At 41.9% G+C, this 17377-nt stretch carries 18 protein-coding genes; 15 read left to right on the forward strand and 3 right to left on the reverse strand.

The window, feature by feature from the left end:
* Window position 1: 1 nt before the first annotated feature.
* On the reverse strand, window positions 2-580 hold the full coding sequence (locus ACSBL2_RS14385) for a Crp/Fnr family transcriptional regulator (RefSeq protein WP_442587226.1): 579 nt from the start codon (window positions 578-580) through the stop codon (window positions 2-4).
* 147 nt (window positions 581-727) lie between these two features.
* Here ACSBL2_RS14385 and ACSBL2_RS14390 point away from each other — a divergent pair, with 147 nt between their 5' ends.
* Together ACSBL2_RS14390 and ACSBL2_RS14395 are read left to right on the forward strand one after the other, a co-directional pair.
* On the forward strand, window positions 728-1741 hold the full coding sequence (locus ACSBL2_RS14390) for an NAD-dependent epimerase/dehydratase family protein (RefSeq protein ID WP_442587227.1): 1014 nt from the start codon (window positions 728-730) through the stop codon (window positions 1739-1741).
* A gap of 44 nt (window positions 1742-1785) precedes the next feature.
* Window positions 1786-2361: a Crp/Fnr family transcriptional regulator gene (locus ACSBL2_RS14395; RefSeq protein ID WP_442587228.1), complete on the forward strand. Its 576-nt coding sequence runs from the start codon at window positions 1786-1788 to the stop codon at window positions 2359-2361.
* 46 nt (window positions 2362-2407) lie between these two features.
* Here ACSBL2_RS14395 and ACSBL2_RS14400 read toward each other — a convergent pair whose 3' ends face one another.
* Window positions 2408-3118: a TIGR02117 family protein gene (locus ACSBL2_RS14400; protein ID WP_442587229.1), complete on the reverse strand. Its 711-nt coding sequence runs from the start codon at window positions 3116-3118 to the stop codon at window positions 2408-2410.
* A gap of 147 nt (window positions 3119-3265) precedes the next feature.
* On the opposite strand from ACSBL2_RS14400, the gene ACSBL2_RS14405 reads away from it, so the two are divergent.
* The 6 genes from ACSBL2_RS14405 (at window position 3266) to ACSBL2_RS14430 (ending at window position 9547) form a co-directional block, all read left to right on the forward strand.
* Entirely contained in the window at window positions 3266-3883 is a 618-nt protein-coding gene (locus ACSBL2_RS14405) for a hypothetical protein (RefSeq protein WP_442587230.1), read from the forward strand.
* A gap of 17 nt (window positions 3884-3900) precedes the next feature.
* Window positions 3901-4407 (forward strand): O-acetyl-ADP-ribose deacetylase, encoded by a 507-nt coding sequence (locus ACSBL2_RS14410; RefSeq protein WP_442587231.1) that lies wholly within the window; start codon window positions 3901-3903, stop codon window positions 4405-4407.
* A gap of 366 nt (window positions 4408-4773) precedes the next feature.
* Window positions 4774-7044, forward strand: a complete 2271-nt coding sequence (locus ACSBL2_RS14415) for a nitric-oxide reductase large subunit (RefSeq protein ID WP_442587232.1) — start codon at window positions 4774-4776, stop codon at window positions 7042-7044.
* A gap of 19 nt (window positions 7045-7063) precedes the next feature.
* The gene (locus ACSBL2_RS14420) at window positions 7064-7942 is read left to right on the forward strand and encodes a DUF2249 domain-containing protein (protein ID WP_442587233.1); all 879 of its coding nucleotides are present in this window, start codon (window positions 7064-7066) and stop codon (window positions 7940-7942) included.
* Complete coding sequence (locus ACSBL2_RS14425) at window positions 7933-9225, forward strand: hypothetical protein (RefSeq protein WP_442587234.1); 1293 nt, start codon at window positions 7933-7935, stop codon at window positions 9223-9225. The genes ACSBL2_RS14420 and ACSBL2_RS14425 overlap by 10 nt, the downstream gene beginning before the upstream one ends.
* The gene (locus tag ACSBL2_RS14430; protein WP_442587235.1) at window positions 9212-9547 is read left to right on the forward strand and encodes a metal-sulfur cluster assembly factor; all 336 of its coding nucleotides are present in this window, start codon (window positions 9212-9214) and stop codon (window positions 9545-9547) included. Before ACSBL2_RS14425 ends, ACSBL2_RS14430 begins: the two co-directional genes overlap by 14 nt.
* 28 nt (window positions 9548-9575) lie before the next feature.
* Here ACSBL2_RS14430 and ACSBL2_RS14435 read toward each other — a convergent pair whose 3' ends face one another.
* Window positions 9576-10808, reverse strand: a complete 1233-nt coding sequence (locus ACSBL2_RS14435) for a hypothetical protein (RefSeq protein WP_442587236.1) — start codon at window positions 10806-10808, stop codon at window positions 9576-9578.
* Between the two features lie 157 nt (window positions 10809-10965).
* On the opposite strand from ACSBL2_RS14435, the gene ACSBL2_RS14440 reads away from it, so the two are divergent.
* The 7 genes from ACSBL2_RS14440 (at window position 10966) to ACSBL2_RS14470 (ending at window position 17360) form a co-directional block, all read left to right on the forward strand.
* Window positions 10966-11445 (forward strand): c-type cytochrome, encoded by a 480-nt coding sequence (locus tag ACSBL2_RS14440; RefSeq protein WP_442587237.1) that lies wholly within the window; start codon window positions 10966-10968, stop codon window positions 11443-11445.
* 73 nt (window positions 11446-11518) lie between these two features.
* Complete coding sequence (nosZ, locus tag ACSBL2_RS14445; protein ID WP_442587238.1) at window positions 11519-13513, forward strand: Sec-dependent nitrous-oxide reductase; 1995 nt, start codon at window positions 11519-11521, stop codon at window positions 13511-13513.
* Between the two features lie 54 nt (window positions 13514-13567).
* On the forward strand, window positions 13568-14161 hold the full coding sequence (locus ACSBL2_RS14450) for a hypothetical protein (RefSeq protein ID WP_442587239.1): 594 nt from the start codon (window positions 13568-13570) through the stop codon (window positions 14159-14161).
* Window positions 14158-14598 (forward strand): nitrous oxide reductase accessory protein NosL, encoded by a 441-nt coding sequence (locus tag ACSBL2_RS14455; protein ID WP_442587240.1) that lies wholly within the window; start codon window positions 14158-14160, stop codon window positions 14596-14598. Before ACSBL2_RS14450 ends, ACSBL2_RS14455 begins: the two co-directional genes overlap by 4 nt.
* Window positions 14595-15833, forward strand: coding sequence for a nitrous oxide reductase family maturation protein NosD (nosD, locus tag ACSBL2_RS14460; protein WP_442587241.1), 1239 nt, complete (start codon window positions 14595-14597; stop codon window positions 15831-15833). Before ACSBL2_RS14455 ends, nosD begins: the two co-directional genes overlap by 4 nt.
* Window positions 15830-16558 (forward strand): ABC transporter ATP-binding protein, encoded by a 729-nt coding sequence (locus ACSBL2_RS14465; protein WP_442587242.1) that lies wholly within the window; start codon window positions 15830-15832, stop codon window positions 16556-16558. The genes nosD and ACSBL2_RS14465 overlap by 4 nt, the downstream gene beginning before the upstream one ends.
* Window positions 16559-16592: 34 nt before the next feature.
* Window positions 16593-17360 (forward strand): ABC transporter permease subunit, encoded by a 768-nt coding sequence (locus ACSBL2_RS14470; protein ID WP_442587243.1) that lies wholly within the window; start codon window positions 16593-16595, stop codon window positions 17358-17360.
* Window positions 17361-17377: the final 17 nt, after the last annotated feature.

Below are 17377 nucleotides of genomic sequence, written 5' to 3' on the forward strand. Positions count from 1 at the left end.
CTTAGCGTTTAAGCTGGGCATGCCTGATCCTGGTGATTGTTTTACGCGAAACGCCCAGATAAGAAGCGACCAGGTGTAAGGGTAACCGGGGAAAGATGTCAGGATAGGTTTTAATAAAATCTTCATATTTTTCTTCGGGTGTGGCACTTAATGCCCTGAAAACCCGCTCTCTTGTCATGCTGGCATTTTTATTGACAAGGAGATCCGAAAATGTTTTTAAGCCAGGGATGCTAATCATCAGCTGATCGAAATTTTCCTTGCTCCATACAATGACATCACTCTCCTCAATAGCATCGATAATATAATTTGAAGGAGTTTTAGAGTGATAACTATCAGGATCCAGAATCCACCAGTCTTTTGTAGAAAACCAGATCATATGTTCGCTGCCATCTTCTTTAAGACGATATCCCCGTAATAATCCTTTTGTTACAAACGTCTTGTACCGGCATATTTCACCCTGATGGAGCAGGACTTCATTCTTACGCAATGTTCTGTTGACTGCTGTTTCCAGCATGAGCTGAACCTCCTGATCGTTCAGCTTTGTATTTTCCTTTATATAGGTTTTAAATTCTTCGAACATACAAAATAAAGGTATGTAAAAATAGATGCTCCCTGCAAATACATTCTTATTATACTTCATCTCTGGCGGAGATCGTATTAACTAACAAAAATCAAGTGCTTTTGCCTCCCCGGTACTGAATTTTGCAGGACAATAAAAGAAATCAAAATGTCACAAAAAAATTTAGCACTCGTATCCGGAGCCAATGGCCATCTGGGAAACAATCTTGTAAGGTTCCTCATTGGGAAAGGAATACCAGTAAGGGCAACTGTCCGCGATATCAATAACAAGACACCATTTGCAGGTTTGGATTGCGAAGTAGTCCAGGCCGATATCACCAATAAAGCAACCTTTGTAAAGGCCTTACAGGGAGTAGAAACATTTTATGCAGTTGGTGCATCTTTTAGACTCTGGGCAAAGAATCCAAAAAAAGAGATTTACGATGTGAATATTCAAGGTACAAAAAATACCATTGAAGCTGCGGCTGAAGCAGGAGTAAAACGTATCGTATATGTAAGTTCTATTGCTGCGCTGGATTACACCATTCTGCCAGCTAAAGAAAGCAATGGATACAATCCCGATCGCAGGGATATGTACTACAACTCAAAAAATGACGGGGAGATCCTGGCATTTCAACTGGCGAAAGAATTGGGAATTGAACTGGTCGCCGTGATGCCGGCAGCGATGATCGGAGCTGAAGCTTTTCTACCGTTGAATGTTTCCTACAATGTATTGAAACTGATCCTGAACAAACAAATTCCAATGGATACAAAAATAACACTCAACTGGATTGATGTAAAAGATGTCGCAGAAGGTTGCTATCAGGCAGCACAGCATGGTAGAGCTGGTGAACGCTACATTCTGGCAAATGAAAAATGTATGACCATTACCGACACCATTAAACTGGCCAGGAAATTATACCCTGACCTGAACCTAAAAGTACCCAGTACTGTCCCTCAGTTTATGCTGTACAGCCTTGCCTGGATAATGGAATCCAGTGCAAAAATTACAGGTAACCCACCTTTGCTGACGACAAAAGACATTGCAATGTTTTCGGGATTACAACAGGATTTTGATCTCAGCAAATCAAGAACAGAACTTAATTTTCAACCTAAACCACCCGAATTGGCCTTAACAGCGGCATTTGCCTATTTGATGAATCATAAAGAATTACTAAGGTAATAGTATTTAGATTTGCAGACACATAATATAGTTCCAGAACACTTATGATGCACCAGAAACTGATCGATTTCATTCAACTGCACCATTCCCTTAACGGAAATGACATCAACCTTGTTCATCGGTATTTTGAGCCGGTACTTTTCCCTAAAAACCGCATTATCGAAGAAGAAGGAAAAGTACCGGTATATTTATACTATATTATTTCAGGTTATATGCGGCTGTTTCATTACAATGAGAATGGCGATGAAGTTACCACGCATATCAACTGTCCACCAGGTTTCTTCACTTCCTACTCCAATTTTATTCAACAGACAAAGTCAGATGAAAACGTGGAGTGTGTTACCGATTGTGAATTGCTAAGGATCACCAAACAGGATTTGAATACCCTTACTGAAGAGAGTGCAGCAATTAAAAATTTCAGTATTTATGTATTCCAGCAATCGCTGACCTATAATGAAAACCGTGCCAATGAGCTGGCAGCATTAAATGCAGAACAACGCTATCGAAAACTTATGGAAAATTATCCAGGGATTCTCCATCACGTTCCGATCTCCTACATCGCCTCTTTTTTAGGGATGAAACCTGAAAGTCTCAGCCGTATCCGAAGAAAAATGATTTAATATCAAATTTTTATTCCTGTGGTCAGTAGATTTTTGCTAAACAAGGTTATTTCATGGTTTCCTTATCCGGATATTGGTAAAAAATCCCCCTGTCCGTTGGCGTCCACCAACAAGCTTTCTGGTCGCATGATTTTAAGGCACTATTCGCCCAGGTGTTACAGGTATGGAATACATCATATGCCCCCTTTGCTTCATAAAAGGCATCGTCAGGTCCATACCCGGCATGAATGCCCGGGATCTGGATAATCTCCCCATCTTCATTATATTGAAAACTTTCCTTGATATAATTCACCAATTTTTCATATTCCACTTTACTGATCCGAATTTCCCTGCAATTTTTATTCTCATGCATGGCATGAATAAAATCTACATGCATTGCCGTACTGCCTAAATGAAACATGGCACTGAATGCAACGCTGAATTTGAGGTCCGACCATTCTGGTGTTTGCAGGTAAAACCCTTTATCACCCCAACCGAATGCAGCATAATTGAAAGTCGTATCCTTAGACGCGGTATGTTCAAATTTTGTCATTCTGCTCCAATCCATGATCTCATTCCTGACAGGTACAACGATATCGGTATGAACTCCATTTGTCATTACATAAATGGAGATTTCCTTCTCCCCTTTTATCCCGGCATTTTTGTTCACAGGCAGGTAAAACAACAGATAGGTGAAAAATATATAAAGTAAAATAAAGGCACTTATTGTTCCTAAGATGTATAGAAAGGCTCTTTTAATGTGATGGAATACCTGCATTACTTTAGTGATTCATGAGTTAAATTTCTGATCAATACCAGATAGTGTTGAGAACAGTTATCCAGAATTTTACCGGGCGCTAAATGACAAAAATAAAGTATGATAATCATATCTTTATGATATAAATTTTCGGACTACACTTTAAGTATGAAATATATTCCAATTTGTATATTAATTTTTTGTTTCGGTATTTCAGCTCATTCCCAAAAAGCCGGGTTATCAGAAAAAAACAATAAAACAAACAATGACCTAAATACTACAGGTAAGGACCAGAAAGATAAGTGGGCTGAAGATATTTTTTTTAAGGAATATAAAAGACATTGTTTCAATAGATATCCTGATTCCGTGTATCAGACGAATGAAACAACATTTGTTTACGGTAAAAAGACATTCATTTTTCATGATAATGACACAGTACTAAAAAATATTTTCAGGCTAGGTATATTCTATCCACAGGTGTATACGGTTGAAAGTCAGCCGAAAATAAAAACAGAAGAGCTTACTGAGATGTCTGAGCACCAAAAATTATTTTATAATATGATCTATCCGGATACAGTTAGTATCTCAGGATTGGAAGAGTTAAATCTTAAAACGACTATTCAGGTCAAGAGGTACAGCTTTTTATTATTTAGAAAAAATTCATTAAATCCCATACTTTGCTTCATGGAGCTGACTAACAATGATGCAACGCCGCACATGAGCTTAAATGAATTTATTAATGACTCCACACTCACATTTTTCAAGGAGGGTTCAATTTTGCTATGAATGATTCAAACAGTATAATGATAGAAATACAACTTGGTGATATTACTAAAATCCAAACAGATGCAATCGTAAATGCAGCGAATACTTCACTGCTGGGTGGTGGAGGTGTTGATGGTGCCATACATCGGGCAGGTGGCAAAGCTATTTTGGAAGAATGCCAGAAAATAAGGAACAAACAAGGGGGCTGCAAAGTTGGCGAAGCAGTCATCACTACTGCTGGAAACCTACCTTCCAAATATGTGATACATACAGTTGGTCCTGTATGGAATGGTGGAAAAAGCAATGAAGAAGAATTGCTTTCATTGGCTTACAGCAATAGTCTCCAGGTTGCTGTACAGTATCAGTTAACTTCTATTGCCTTTCCAAACATCAGTACAGGTATTTACCATTTTCCAAAACAGAAAGCAGCAGAAATTGCGATCAGATCTGTTCGTCACTTTTTATTGAACAATAACTCCATCAATAAAGTTGTGTTTGTCTGCTTCGACAAAGAAAATTACGATATCTATGCCGGTCTTCTTTAAGAATTGAAATTCCTGCAAATGGAAAATAATTATAACGAATGGTTCGGATCCACATGTAATGCAATAAATTCTTACTAAACTATAAATCATCCTCATTAACGCAGCAACGGAATGGCTGCTCATATTTTTAAGCGCTTTATGATTTCACTCATAAAATGCGACGCATGCCTGACTATACCTTTGGTTTGTAATTAAAACAAATTAAAGACCATTAAAATAACCAGCATGAAAAATTCTATTAAAATATTCCTGATCCTGCCCACCTTCTTTATCGCCTTAAACAAATGTAGTGGAAGTGCTAACCATGTAGTAAGAAAAGACAAATTCATCATTGAATAAATTCCTTCACATTTAACGTCAAATACAATGAAACAGGAAAAAAAACTTTGGATAGGATTTGCATTGATTATGGGCCTCTCCTTTATCGTTCTGGGGTACTTCGGTTATGAAATCTATCAGCAGGCACCTCTGGTACCTCAAAAAATTATATCTGCAGACCAACAAACGATATTTACAGCAGCTGACATCAAAGATGGTCAGAATATCTGGCAAAGCATGGGCGGCCAGGAAGTAGGCACAATCTGGGGGCATGGTGCATATGTTGCGCCCGACTGGACGGCCGACTGGCTTCATCGGGAAGCCCGGTTTATACTGGATAAATATGCTGCAAAAGATTTCCAGTCAGGTTTTGATTCCTTAACGGATGAACAACAAGCTGCCTTAAAAATCAGGCTGCAGAATGACCTCCGCAAAAATACATTCGATCACACCTCAAATACCATTACGGTCTCTGCCGACCGTGTGGAAGCGATTGCCTACCTGAGTAACTATTACCGGGGTTTATTCATGGATGATCCCGCCTTTGATCAGCTCAGACATGATTATGCCATCCCCAAAATGTCTATCAGGGACAAGGATAGAATGCATAAAATGAATGCTTTTTTCTTCTGGGCAACCTGGGCTACAGTGACGGAACGACCAGATTCAAAGATCACTTACACCCATAACTGGCCATCTGATGAGCTGGTTGGCAATACCCCTACGCCGGATTTGCTTGTCTGGTCGGGCGTAAGCATTATTTTGCTGATTCTTTGTATTGGGATACTGGTCTTCTACCATGTGAAATCAGGAAAGGATGAACATTTTGAAATACCAGCAGCTGATCCACTTTTAAAACAAGGAATCACTCCTTCCATGCATCATGTAAAAAAATATTTTTTAATTGTCAGCCTGTTGATCGTTCTTCAGGTGCTACTGGGGGTCATCACCGCCCATTATGGAGTGGAAGGAAATGGTTTCTATGGGATTCCGCTCGACCAATTCCTGCCGTATGCAGTAACCAGAACATGGCATACCCAACTGGCTATTTTCTGGATCGCTACAGCATGGCTGGCAACAGGTTTATACATCGCCCCTGCCGTTGCCGGTAAAGATCCCAAATACCAGGTTTTCGGGGTGAATTTTCTTTTCATCGCCTTATTGCTGATTGTTTTAGGATCCATGGCAGGTCAGTGGATGGGCGTGATGCAGAAGTTAAACCTGATCAATAATTTCTGGTTTGGCCATCAGGGGTATGAATATGTCGACTTGGGACGGTTTTGGCAAATATTTTTATTGGTGGGTTTGTTCCTCTGGCTTGCCCTGATGATCAGACCCCTGTTGCCGGTACTGAGAAGAAAAACCGAAGAGCGAAACCTGATGATCATGTTTCTTATTTCCTGCACCGCAATTGCCCTGTTTTATGCAGCCGGTTTAATGTGGGGACGCCAGACGAATCTGGCCATTGCCGAATACTGGCGCTGGTGGGTTGTTCACCTGTGGGTGGAGGGTTTCTTTGAAGTCTTTGCGACTGTGGTTATCGCCTTTCTATTTGTACGGCTGGGACTGCTGAAAACTAAAACAGCGACCATTAATGTGATTTTCTCTACCATCATTTTTATGTCGGGCGGTATTTTAGGCACCTGCCATCACCTCTATTTCTCAGGAACACCTGTTGGCGTAATGGCCCTGGGTGCCACATTCAGTGCCCTGGAAATTGTACCACTTGTCCTTATTGGTTATGAAGCCTACAGCAATTACACGCTTTCCAAAGCCAATGAATGGATTAAAGATTATAAATGGCCGATCTATTTCATGATTGCCGTAGCCTTTTGGAATTTCCTGGGGGCTGGGGTCTTCGGTTTTATCATTAACCCTCCTATTGCGCTGTACTATGTTCAGGGATTAAATACAACAGCTTTACACGGACATACGGCTTTATTTGGGGTTTATGGAATGCTGGGAATCGGACTGATGCTGTTTGTCCTGCGCAGTCTGTACCGTCATGAAATATGGAATGAAAAGTTACTGCGTTTTATCTTCTGGTCTACCAATGCAGGTTTAATGGCGATGTCACTGATGAGTCTTTTACCTGTGGGCATATGGCAGGCAGTAGAAAGTATCCAGCATGGGATGTGGTACGCCCGTTCCAGTGAGCTGATGCAACAACCCATGATGGTTACCCTCAAATGGCTGAGGGCCATAGGCGATACCATCTTTGGCCTGGGAGTGTTGACCTTGTGTTATTTTGTTTTTTCTACCATCTGCGGGAAAGCATCGCAGAAGGACCACACTTTAACTCACAAAGACCAACAATAAGCCTGTTATCCATAGCTTTATGACGAAACAAGACCTTCACATTACACCAGAGACCACTATTGGAAAACTACTGGAAAAGGATCAGGAACAAGTGATTGATGCCCTGATTAAATTGAACAGTAATTTCTCCAGGCTGAGAAACCGCTTACTTCGCAATTTATTTGCCAGGCGGGTGACTATTGCGGATGCCTGTCAGATTGCACGCTGTGATGTTTCCTCCTTCCTGAATAGCATGAAGGCGATCGGCTTTGTAATTGATGAAACGATTATCGTCGACGAACAGTCACCAGCACCAGTCGACATGATCGATTTTAATCGTCAGACCAAAGTGCTGGAACTGGATGTCAGGCCATTCCTGGAACGAAATACAGATCCCCTGAAAGAGATTTTGAGGCTTGCTTCCCGGCTTCAACCTGGGGAACGCTTAAAAATCATCAGTCCATTTATCCCTGTTCCACTCCTCAGTGTATTGGAGGGCAAAGGTTTCCTGTCACATACCGACGGTATGGAGCCCAATTTATTCCTGACCTGGTTTGAAAAGATAAATAAACAGGAGAATAGCTTAAATACTGAAGATGAAGTTCCGGAAAATGGGCACCTGCCGGAAATATCCAATGTGGAACAGGGCAGTGGCGATACAGGATTTAACGAGATTTTACACCGTTATACCCCAGATAAAGTACAATATATTGATGTACGGGAACTCGAAATGCCAGGGCCAATGCTCAGGATCATGGAAGGTTTGGACAATTTACCGGATGACAATTTATTGTACGTGTATCATAAAAAAGTTCCGGCCTTTTTACTGCCGGAACTCCATAAAAGAGGACTTAAATTTCTCCTGCAGCAGCATCATGAAACCAGGGTGGACTTATTAATCTACAAGCCATGGGCATAAACACACAGGAAAGCAGACTTTACAAAGTAGTGGTTACCCATTATCTGCTCGCAGCAGTGTCTTTTCTGGTACTTTCCGTATTATTGATCTACGCGATCAGCTCTTTTTCCGGTCATTACTTCCAGCCAAAATTACTGGCAGTTACCCATTTAGCGGCTTTAGGTTGGGGAACGATGATCATCTTTGGTGCGCTTTATCAGTTACTTCCTGTAATTCTGGAAAAAGAACTGTACAGTACCAGGCTTTGCTGGTTGAGCCTGTTTTTTCTCCTCCCTGGCACTGTCCTTTTGGTGTATGGCTTCTGGGTTTTTAATCCGGGTTTGTACATGCAGATTGCCGGAATTCTTATTGTTGCCGCTGTGATCTCTTTTGTAGGGAACGTAGTGATGACCATGGAAAATAAAAAGGAAGCTTCAGTATTCAGGGCATTCATCCTGACTTCCTCCCTGTGGTTGTTGCTTACCGTGATTATCGGCCTCTTGCTCGTATTCAATTTCAGGTATGCATTTTTACCTGCCGATCACCTGAAATTTTTACGCTTACATGCACATCTGGGAATTGTGGGCTGGTTTCTGCTGCTCATTATTGGCGTGAGTTCCAAACTAATCCCTATGTTCCTGGTGTCTACCTACCAAAAAACCAGGCTGCTGTTATTTTCTTATTATTTAATCAATGGGAGTTTAATCCTGTTCCTGATAGATGGTTATTTGCATGGCATTCACACAAGGACGTACTTCATTTTAGCTGCAGGTGTTTATGGTGTAGTCTATTACCTCATTTATATCTACAAATGCTTCGCTACAAGAATCCGTCAGTCTATCGATTTTCCAATGGTGCAAAGCCTCCTTTCCTTTATTTTGCTGGGACTGGGACTGCTGACCTTACCCTTCATTCTTTACTATCATCTCAAAGCAGATCGTTACGCTGCGAATTTATCAGTTCTTTACGGAATCCTGATTTTTATGGGCTGGATCAGCACACTCATTATGGGGCAGACCTATAAAACCCTCCCATATATAGTCTGGGTAAGGCATTACGAAAAACTCGCCGGAAAAGTTCCAACCCCATTACCCGCTGACCTGATAAAGCATAGACTCATGTGCGTACAACTGATGAGTTTTATGATTTACCTCCTGACTTTCATCCCGGGATTCCTTTTTCATCACCTATGGTTGAAACAAACAGGTTCAATCAGTTTAATGGTCAGCGCCCTTTGTTACTTCATGCAGTTGCTTTCTCTGTTACTGCACAAAATCAATACTAAAGACGATGATCGTATTTAATCTGCCTGATTCTTATGCTGGTTTACAGGATAAACTGATTGCCACATTGCGAACAGTGATCGATCCAGAATTAGGGCTGAATATAGTCGATCTTGGATTGATTTACACCGTCAATGTAGAGGTTTCAGACCTGCTGATTACCATTGAAATGACCCTATCCTCCAAATTCTGTCCTATGGGTAAAAGCATCATCAATGCGGTTAAGCATAGTATGGAACGTACATTTGGCCATTTCAAAACAGAAATCAATGTCGTATGGGAACCCAGATGGTGTTATAAAAACATCACAGCCGAAGGATTAAAAAAGCTGCAGGGAAAATGAAGCTTTAAGCTTTCCTCCAGCTAAAGATTTACCCTGTTTTTATGCGTACTGATCTGAATGCGATCAGGTACAATCCCACAGCAATGACCACCGCCAGCAGAAAGAGCAGCATATTGGCATAGCTGAACAAAAACATGCCCATCATTTCCAGCCCCTGCAAAAGGAGTATAAATTCCTGAAACATTACCCCGAAGATAAAAAGACAAATCCCCGCGACATTTAACTTTAGCCTGTTCTTCAGTATTTCCTGCAATGCACCCATGATAAAAAATGAAATGACACCCAGGAAGCAAAGGTGCAGATAGGCAATCACTACCGGTCTGAACCCGAAAGTAAGTTCGCTCAATGCCGGAACCGTTGAAAGTGCCTGCAATAGGATCTTCAGTATAAAACAGCCTAAAGCCAGGGTCCATAAATACCTCGTACTCCGCAGGAGTGGTACAGTAAGGCTATTTCTTATGCCATAAAAAATCCGGAACAGATATAAACAAGCGAAAAGCTGCACCATCGATGACACCGTCGCGATCCAGTATAACCAGAGGGGTAAGTCCAACCAGATTAACGACAATAAATAACTGGGTACTATGGTAATGACCAGGAAGATATATACCCGCTTATCATTTTTGATCAGGCTGTCATGCTGCATTTTTTTGAAAAATGTACTTAGCAAGCCCAGGCAGGCAAATACAAACCAGCCATTGTATTGAAAATGCAAAAAGAAATAAATCGCGGCAAAAAAGTATTGCTGGATTTTGATATGGGCCGCCATGAGGTAAGCAAGCGTAAATGCTCCGGCAGAAGAAAGTGCCCATAAAATTAAGGCAGACCTGAACCAGCGTACCGTGGATTGCTGTCCTTTAATTTTCTTCAGGTCCTGCCAGTAATAAACAATAAAAACATAAGATACAAAAATGGAAAGTGTAGAAAATAGAATGGAAAACGCCCCGTATCCCTGTACTAAAAATGTAAACAGCATACCGAAAGCAGTGATATTGGTCGCCATCATTAATATTTGGTATTTTTTACCCTGGAACTGTATTTCCTGCCTGGAAAGATAGTCTGTCATCAACGCCATTAGAGCCAGTGTAATCCAGCCGACGAACGCAAAATGTGAATGCGCATGCAGCAGGAATTTCTGGTTGATTACCGGCAAGGGAAAGTTTATTTTATAGCGTAAACATATTCCTGCGATCGCTACGATCATGAAATTAATGAGTGCAATCCTGATCCATTTGGCAGTATTGAAAAGAGCAGTTTCCATAAATATGATTCGGGCTTTTGAAAGGATAAATAATCAAAGAAAAGCATAAAATCATCCTTATTATATGATATATATCATACTATTTAGAGATTTACATCATTTTACTCGTTATTTTTTATGGCTATCATTATATAAACTAACAAACCAAATAGATATAATGAGAAAGTTAATTACGATCTGTTTCGCAGCCTTTTTTATTGTCGCCTGCGGAGGAAATTCAGGAGATAATGCTACCGGAGATGCGGACAAAACAACGGCAGATGCTGCCACAGAAAAGAGCAGCAGTGACTATGACCCGAACCGGGGGGAAGGTAAGTTTACCGAGGTAAAATTAGGTGATCAGCTGGACGCCGCTATGGCACTTCGCGGGAAGAATATTGCCGACCTGAAATGTACATCCTGCCATAAGCTTACGGATGAAAAACTTGTGGGACCGGGATGGGCCGGGGTAACCAAAAGACATCAGCCGCAATGGATTATGAATTTCATCACGAATCCTGATCCCATGATTGATAAAGACCCGAAGATTCAGGCAATGCTGGAAATTTGCCTGGTCCGTATGCCCAATCAGAATGTCAGCGATGCTGATGCAAGAGACCTGCTCGAATTCATGAGAGAAAACGATGGGGTCAAATAAGGCAAAGGTGAAGCTGGAGATCCATTCTGCCCAGCTTCACCTTTTTTATTTTTCAAATTAATGGATTAATTTTATGAAAAAGACTTTACTTTCTATCGGCTGCTGTTCTGCATTGCTGATGGTATTGAATTTACAGGGTTGCAAGCCGAAAAATGCGGGAGATGCGACAGGCAGCGATGCCGCCGGACGTACGTATGTAGCTCCCGGCAAATATGATGAAATGTATAATTTCGTATCTGGCGGATTTAACGGGCAGGTGAGTGTATATGGCATTCCTTCCGGCAGACTCCTCCGGGTAATACCCGTGTTTTCTGTTGACCCTGAAAAAGGCTGGGGATATAGTGAAGAAACCAAACCGATGTTAAATACCTCCCATGGCAACCTGCCCTGGGGAGACCAGCACCACCTCGACCTTTCGCAAACCAATGGTGAAATGGATGGACGCTGGTTATTTGCCAATGAGAACAATACACCGAGGATTGCCAGGATCGACCTGAAAACTTTCCGTACAGCGGAGATTATTGAAATCCCAAACAGTGCTGGAAACCACTCCTCGCCATTTATTACCGAAAATACGGAATATGTGGTCGCCGGAACCAGATTCAGCGTACCTATGGATTATGAAAATGGTGATGTCCCCATTTCTTCCTACAAAAAAAATTTCAAGGGCACGCTAAGTTTTGTCAGCATAGCGCCCAAAGATGGCAATATGAAGATAGCCTTCCAGCTGTTGCTGCCAGGAATGAATTTCGACCTCAGCCATAGTGGAAAAGGTCCGAGCAGTGACTGGTTTTTCTTTAGCTGCTACAATTCTGAACAGGCGCATACACTGCTTGAAGTGAATGCCTCCAAGAGAGATAAGGATTATATCCTTGCCGTCAACTGGAAGAAAGCTGAGGCCTATGTCAAACAAGGCAAAGGAAAAAAAGTAAAAGCCAATTATGCACACAATACATACAGCGATATTAACCATATGGCCACTTCCACTATGGAAAATGAGGTGACGGTGATCGATGTGAAAGATTTACCCGATCTGGTGTACATGATCCCTTGTCCTAAATCACCACATGGCTGTGATGTGGATCCAAGCGGAGAATACATTGTAGGCAGTGGAAAACTGGCCGCTTTAATTCCTGTGTTTTCTTTCAGCAAAATTCAGGAAGCCATCGCAAAAAAAACGTTTGATGGCGATTATGGAGGCATTCCTGTATTGAAATATGAAGCCGCATTGTATGGGGAAGTTAAAAAACCTGGATTAGGTCCCTTACATACCGAGTTCGATGGCAAGGGCAATGCCTATACGACCTTCTTTATTTCTTCGGAGGTAGTAAAATGGAACATTAAGGACCTGAAGGTGCTGGACAGGCAGCCGACCTATTATTCGCCCGGACACTTGTCAATCCCCGGTGGTAATACAAGTAAACCTCTTGGTAAATACCTGATTGCCTATAATAAGATCACGAAAGACAGGTTTTTACCTACTGGCCCCGAATTGGCACAAAGTGCCCAGTTGTTTGATATCAGTGGTGATAAAATGAAGCTGTTGCTCGACTATCCGAGCATTGGAGAACCCCATTATGCGCAGATCATTCCGGCAGAACTGATTGCTAAAAACTCAGTCAAGATCTTCAAGCTGGAAGAGAACAAACATCCGTATGTGACCATGGGCGAAAAAAATGTGAAGGTCACACGGGAAGGAAATCAGGTCCATGTATATATGACAGCCATGCGTTCACATTTCTCTCCTGATAACATTGAAGGGATACAATTGGGGGATGAGGTTTATTTCCATGTGACCAACCTGGAACAGGATTGGGATGTTCCTCATGGCTTTGGTGTCAAAGGAAATAAAAATGCGGAACTGCTGGTGATGCCCGGGGAAACGGCTACGCTGAAGTGGGTACCCGGCAAAGTGGGGATCTATCCTATCTATTGTACAGATTTCTGCAGTGCCCTACATCAGGAAATGCAGGGATATGTAAGGGTTTCTGCCAAAGGTTCCAAAGTGCCTGTTACCTTCAGCCTGGGTAAAAACTCAGAGGCCGAAGATGAATTACCGAATAAATAATGATTCCGCGGCAATCCTGATTATCGGATTGCCGCGGAATTTACACCCTCAATTATGAAATCCCAGAAATTAATCCGTCCCGTACGGCTCCTTACCGGGCTCTGCGGCATGGCATTACTGATTGTCTTATTTGTCCCTTTGTGGCAGATTGAACTTGATGCCCCACAATATCCTGAAGGACTTGTACTCCAGATGTATCCCCATAAGCTTAGCGGAAATGTAGAGATCATTAATGGCTTAAACCACTATATCGGAATGCGAACCTTACATACCGAAGATTTTATTGAGTTTACCCTTTTGCCTTATATCATTGTATTTTTTGCCCTCTTCTCTTTTGCTGTGGCCTTTCTTTTAATGACTTACCGCTGGTTAAGCACATTGTTCTCCCTTTTCCTTGTTTTTGGCATAACGGCTATGGCCGATTTCTGGAGATGGGAATATGAGTACGGACATCGGCTCGATCCCGATGCGGCTATAAAAGTGCCGGGAATGAGTTATCAGCCCCCACTGCTTGGATATAAGCAATTACTGAACTTCGGTGCTTACTCCATTCCGGATACCGGTGGATGGTTATTTCTGGCTGTAGGAGCAGCTTTGCTCGCTGCGATGATCTTTCAATATAGAATCAACCCTAAAAAAGGAACATGATGAACATAAAAATATTCCTCAGCCATTGTTTTTGCGGCCTGCTCCTTGGCGCATGCAGTACTGCACCACAGCCCATAACCGTTGGCAAAGATGCCTGCAGTTTCTGCAAAATGAGTGTAGTGGACAAACGTTACGGTGCAGAACTAATCACCAAAAAAGGAAAAGTGTATAAGTTCGATGATATGCACTGCCTGATCGCATTCAGAAAAAGCGGAAGCATCCTGAACCAGGACCTGCAGTGCATGTATATTGTAAATTTTGATGCCCCGCATGAGTTGATGGAACTGAAAGATGCATTGCTCTTCAAAAGTGAGCTGTTAAGATCGCCCATGGGAAGTAATATCTCCGGCTTTAAGACAAAACAAGCCTTACAGTCTGCTGCTGAAACATTTAAAGGGGAAACGGTTCCCTTGCAACAATTAATTCCAGGGGAATGAAAATGTTATTCGGCATCGCTTTTGCGCTCTTGATGTGTAGTTTGGGTGCTGAAGGAAAAGTGATTTCTGTAGGCCGTTCCAGGCAATTCCAATCCATACAAAGGGCCATTGATTTTTCAGTAAATGGAGATACGATACAGGTATATCCGGGCATTTACCGGGAGAAAAATTTAGTGGTTCAGAAATCTATTACCCTGAAAGGGATAGGTTACCCTGTACTGGATGGAGAGCATAAATATGCCATAGTGACGATCAAAGCAAATCATGCGGGGATTGAGGGTTTTAGGTTACAGCATACGGGCAGGTCAGAAATCAGGGATATCGGCGCCATCATGATTTATGACAGTGACCGGGTTTCCGTGACCAACAATGTGCTGGACGATACAAATTTCGGTATTTACGTGCAGAACAGCCACCGCTGTACCATCAAGAATAATTCCATTACTTCCTATGGCAAGGATGAAGTACAAAGCGGGAATGGAATCCATTGCTGGAGGTCAGACTACCTGCTCATTGTGGGCAATAAAATCAAAGGCCATCGTGACGGCTTGTATTTTGAATTTGTAAAACACTCCATGATTCGTGGAAATGTGAGCAGTAGCAATGTACGTTATGGCATACATTTTATGTTTTCGAATTATAACACCTATATCAGGAATATTTTTGAACGGAACGGTGCTGGTGTAGCGGTAATGTATAGCAGAAAAATCAATATGTACAGCAATCAGTTTCTCAACAACTGGGGCGATGCGTCTTATGGCATATTGCTTAAGGATATCACGGACAGCAACATCCATAGCAACCATTTCACAAGAAACACTGTCGGATTACACATGGAAGGCTGCAGCCGAATCAAGCTGTCGAAAAACATGTTCAGGAATAATGGCTGGGCTGTGAAGATTCAGGCCAGCTGTGACAACAATGAGTTTACCCGGAATAATTTCCTGACCAATACTTTCGATATCGGTACCAACGGATCGTTGGTACTCAATACCTTCAATGGTAATTATTGGGACAAATATGAAGGTTATGACCTCGGAAAGGATAATGTGGGCGATGTCCCCTATCATCCGGTAAGCATGTATTCTATGATCATTGACAGCAATCCGGCAGCATTGATGTTATTCAGAAGCCTCATTGTATCGCTGCTGGACAAAACGGAAAGGCTTTTACCCGGGGTAACACCAGAGAATTTAAAGGACAATACACCGGTAATGAAACAAATTCAACCATGATTGCAGTTAAAAATATAACCAAGCGGTTCGCCAGGCTGACCGCCCTGGATGACCTCACACTTTCTTTCCGGAAGCAGGAATGTATTGCTTTACTTGGCCCCAATGGATGTGGAAAGACGACTCTAATCAAAACCATCCTGGGAATGGTGGTTCCCGATACAGGAAGCATTGAATTTAATGGCCAGCCGATAGCTGACCAGTGGATGTACCGGAACAACATTGGCTATATGCCGCAGATTGGCCGTTATCCGGAGAACATGACCATTTCAAATGTATTTGATATGATGAAAGATATCAGAAAGGACCATAAGAATATATTGGATACCGATTTGATGGAACAGTTTGACCTCCGGCAGATCATGAACAAAAAGATGCATACCCTTTCAGGAGGTACACGTCAGAAAGTAAGTGCGGCCTTAGCCTTCCTCTTTCATCCTGATGTGCTTATCCTGGATGAACCCACAGCAGGGCTTGATCCTGTGTCTTCTGAAAAGCTGAAGGAGAAAATCACGGTAGAAAAGGATAAGGGCAAGCTGATCCTGATTACCTCACACGTACTTAGTGAACTGGATGATATGGTCACTGAAGTTTTTTACATGCATGAAGGAAAGCTGGTATTTCAGAAAAAGCTGGACGACCTGAAAACTGAAACCGGTGAGGAGAAGCTTTCCAAAGCAGTAGCAAAGATAATGAAAGCCAATCAGCTGCTGGCTAAAGACATATGATAGCTTCATCACCTTTAAAAAACAATATTCACTGATGAAAAAAATAGTAAAATATGTCATACTTGACATTGTTCAGAATAAGATAGTGCTTATATATACCTTTTTGCTGCTCCTGATCTCATTGAGTGTCTTCATCCTGGAAAGCAATCCTGCAAAAGGTTTGCTCAGCCTATTAAATATCGTCCTGATCCTGATTCCACTCATCTGCATTATCTTCTCCACCATCTATATCTATAACAGTGCAGAGTTTATTGAATTGCTGGTGAGTCAGCCAATTAAGAGAAAGTCCATCTGGTTGAGCCTGTTTACCGGTCTTGCGTCCTCCCTTTGCCTCGCCTTTTTTATCGGGACAGGTATTCCGGTTTTACTTTATCATCCCGATGCCACAGGAACCATGATGATTGCGATGGGATTATGCCTTACGCTGGTATTCGTTGGTATTGCGATGCTTGCCGCTGGTTTTACCCGTGACAAAGCAAAAGGCATCGGCCTTTCGATCCTGTTATGGCTTTTTTTGTCGCTAATTTTTGATGCTCTGGTATTGTTCGCCCTGTTCCAGTTTCAGGATTATCCCCTGGAAAGAATAATGGTGTTCATCAGTTTCTTTAACCCCATAGATTTAAGCAGGATACAGATTTTGCTACAAATGGATATCTCAGCACTTATGGGATATACCGGAGCCATTTTCAGAGAGTTTTTTGGCAATAGCCTGGGAATTGTAATCTCATTTATAGGGTTGCTGCTATGGGGGCTGGTTCCTTTGCTCCTGTCCTTAAGGAAATTTGGTAAGCGGGATTTATAGCCGTTGAAATTCATCGG

This window comes from Pedobacter sp. AW31-3R, assembly GCF_052180285.1.
Lineage (GTDB): Bacteria > Bacteroidota > Bacteroidia > Sphingobacteriales > Sphingobacteriaceae > Pedobacter.

Bases quoted from the DNA above. Each gene is read 5' to 3' on its own strand.
- ACSBL2_RS14385 (WP_442587226.1), bottom strand. From the start codon at position 580: ATGTTCGAAGAATTTAAAACCTATATAAAGGAAAATACAAAGCTGAAC.
- ACSBL2_RS14390 (WP_442587227.1), top strand. From the start codon at position 728: ATGTCACAAAAAAATTTAGCACTCGTATCCGGAGCCAATGGCCATCTG.
- ACSBL2_RS14395 (WP_442587228.1), top strand. From the start codon at position 1,786: ATGATGCACCAGAAACTGATCGATTTCATTCAACTGCACCATTCCCTT.
- ACSBL2_RS14400 (WP_442587229.1), bottom strand. From the start codon at position 3,118: ATGCAGGTATTCCATCACATTAAAAGAGCCTTTCTATACATCTTAGGA.
- ACSBL2_RS14405 (WP_442587230.1), top strand. From the start codon at position 3,266: ATGAAATATATTCCAATTTGTATATTAATTTTTTGTTTCGGTATTTCA.
- ACSBL2_RS14410 (WP_442587231.1), top strand. From the start codon at position 3,901: ATGATAGAAATACAACTTGGTGATATTACTAAAATCCAAACAGATGCA.
- ACSBL2_RS14415 (WP_442587232.1), top strand. From the start codon at position 4,774: ATGAAACAGGAAAAAAAACTTTGGATAGGATTTGCATTGATTATGGGC.
- ACSBL2_RS14420 (WP_442587233.1), top strand. From the start codon at position 7,064: ATGACGAAACAAGACCTTCACATTACACCAGAGACCACTATTGGAAAA.
- ACSBL2_RS14425 (WP_442587234.1), top strand. From the start codon at position 7,933: ATGGGCATAAACACACAGGAAAGCAGACTTTACAAAGTAGTGGTTACC.
- ACSBL2_RS14430 (WP_442587235.1), top strand. From the start codon at position 9,212: ATGATCGTATTTAATCTGCCTGATTCTTATGCTGGTTTACAGGATAAA.
- ACSBL2_RS14435 (WP_442587236.1), bottom strand. From the start codon at position 10,808: ATGGAAACTGCTCTTTTCAATACTGCCAAATGGATCAGGATTGCACTC.
- ACSBL2_RS14440 (WP_442587237.1), top strand. From the start codon at position 10,966: ATGAGAAAGTTAATTACGATCTGTTTCGCAGCCTTTTTTATTGTCGCC.
- nosZ (WP_442587238.1), top strand. From the start codon at position 11,519: ATGAAAAAGACTTTACTTTCTATCGGCTGCTGTTCTGCATTGCTGATG.
- ACSBL2_RS14450 (WP_442587239.1), top strand. From the start codon at position 13,568: ATGAAATCCCAGAAATTAATCCGTCCCGTACGGCTCCTTACCGGGCTC.
- ACSBL2_RS14455 (WP_442587240.1), top strand. From the start codon at position 14,158: ATGATGAACATAAAAATATTCCTCAGCCATTGTTTTTGCGGCCTGCTC.
- nosD (WP_442587241.1), top strand. From the start codon at position 14,595: ATGAAAATGTTATTCGGCATCGCTTTTGCGCTCTTGATGTGTAGTTTG.
- ACSBL2_RS14465 (WP_442587242.1), top strand. From the start codon at position 15,830: ATGATTGCAGTTAAAAATATAACCAAGCGGTTCGCCAGGCTGACCGCC.
- ACSBL2_RS14470 (WP_442587243.1), top strand. From the start codon at position 16,593: ATGAAAAAAATAGTAAAATATGTCATACTTGACATTGTTCAGAATAAG.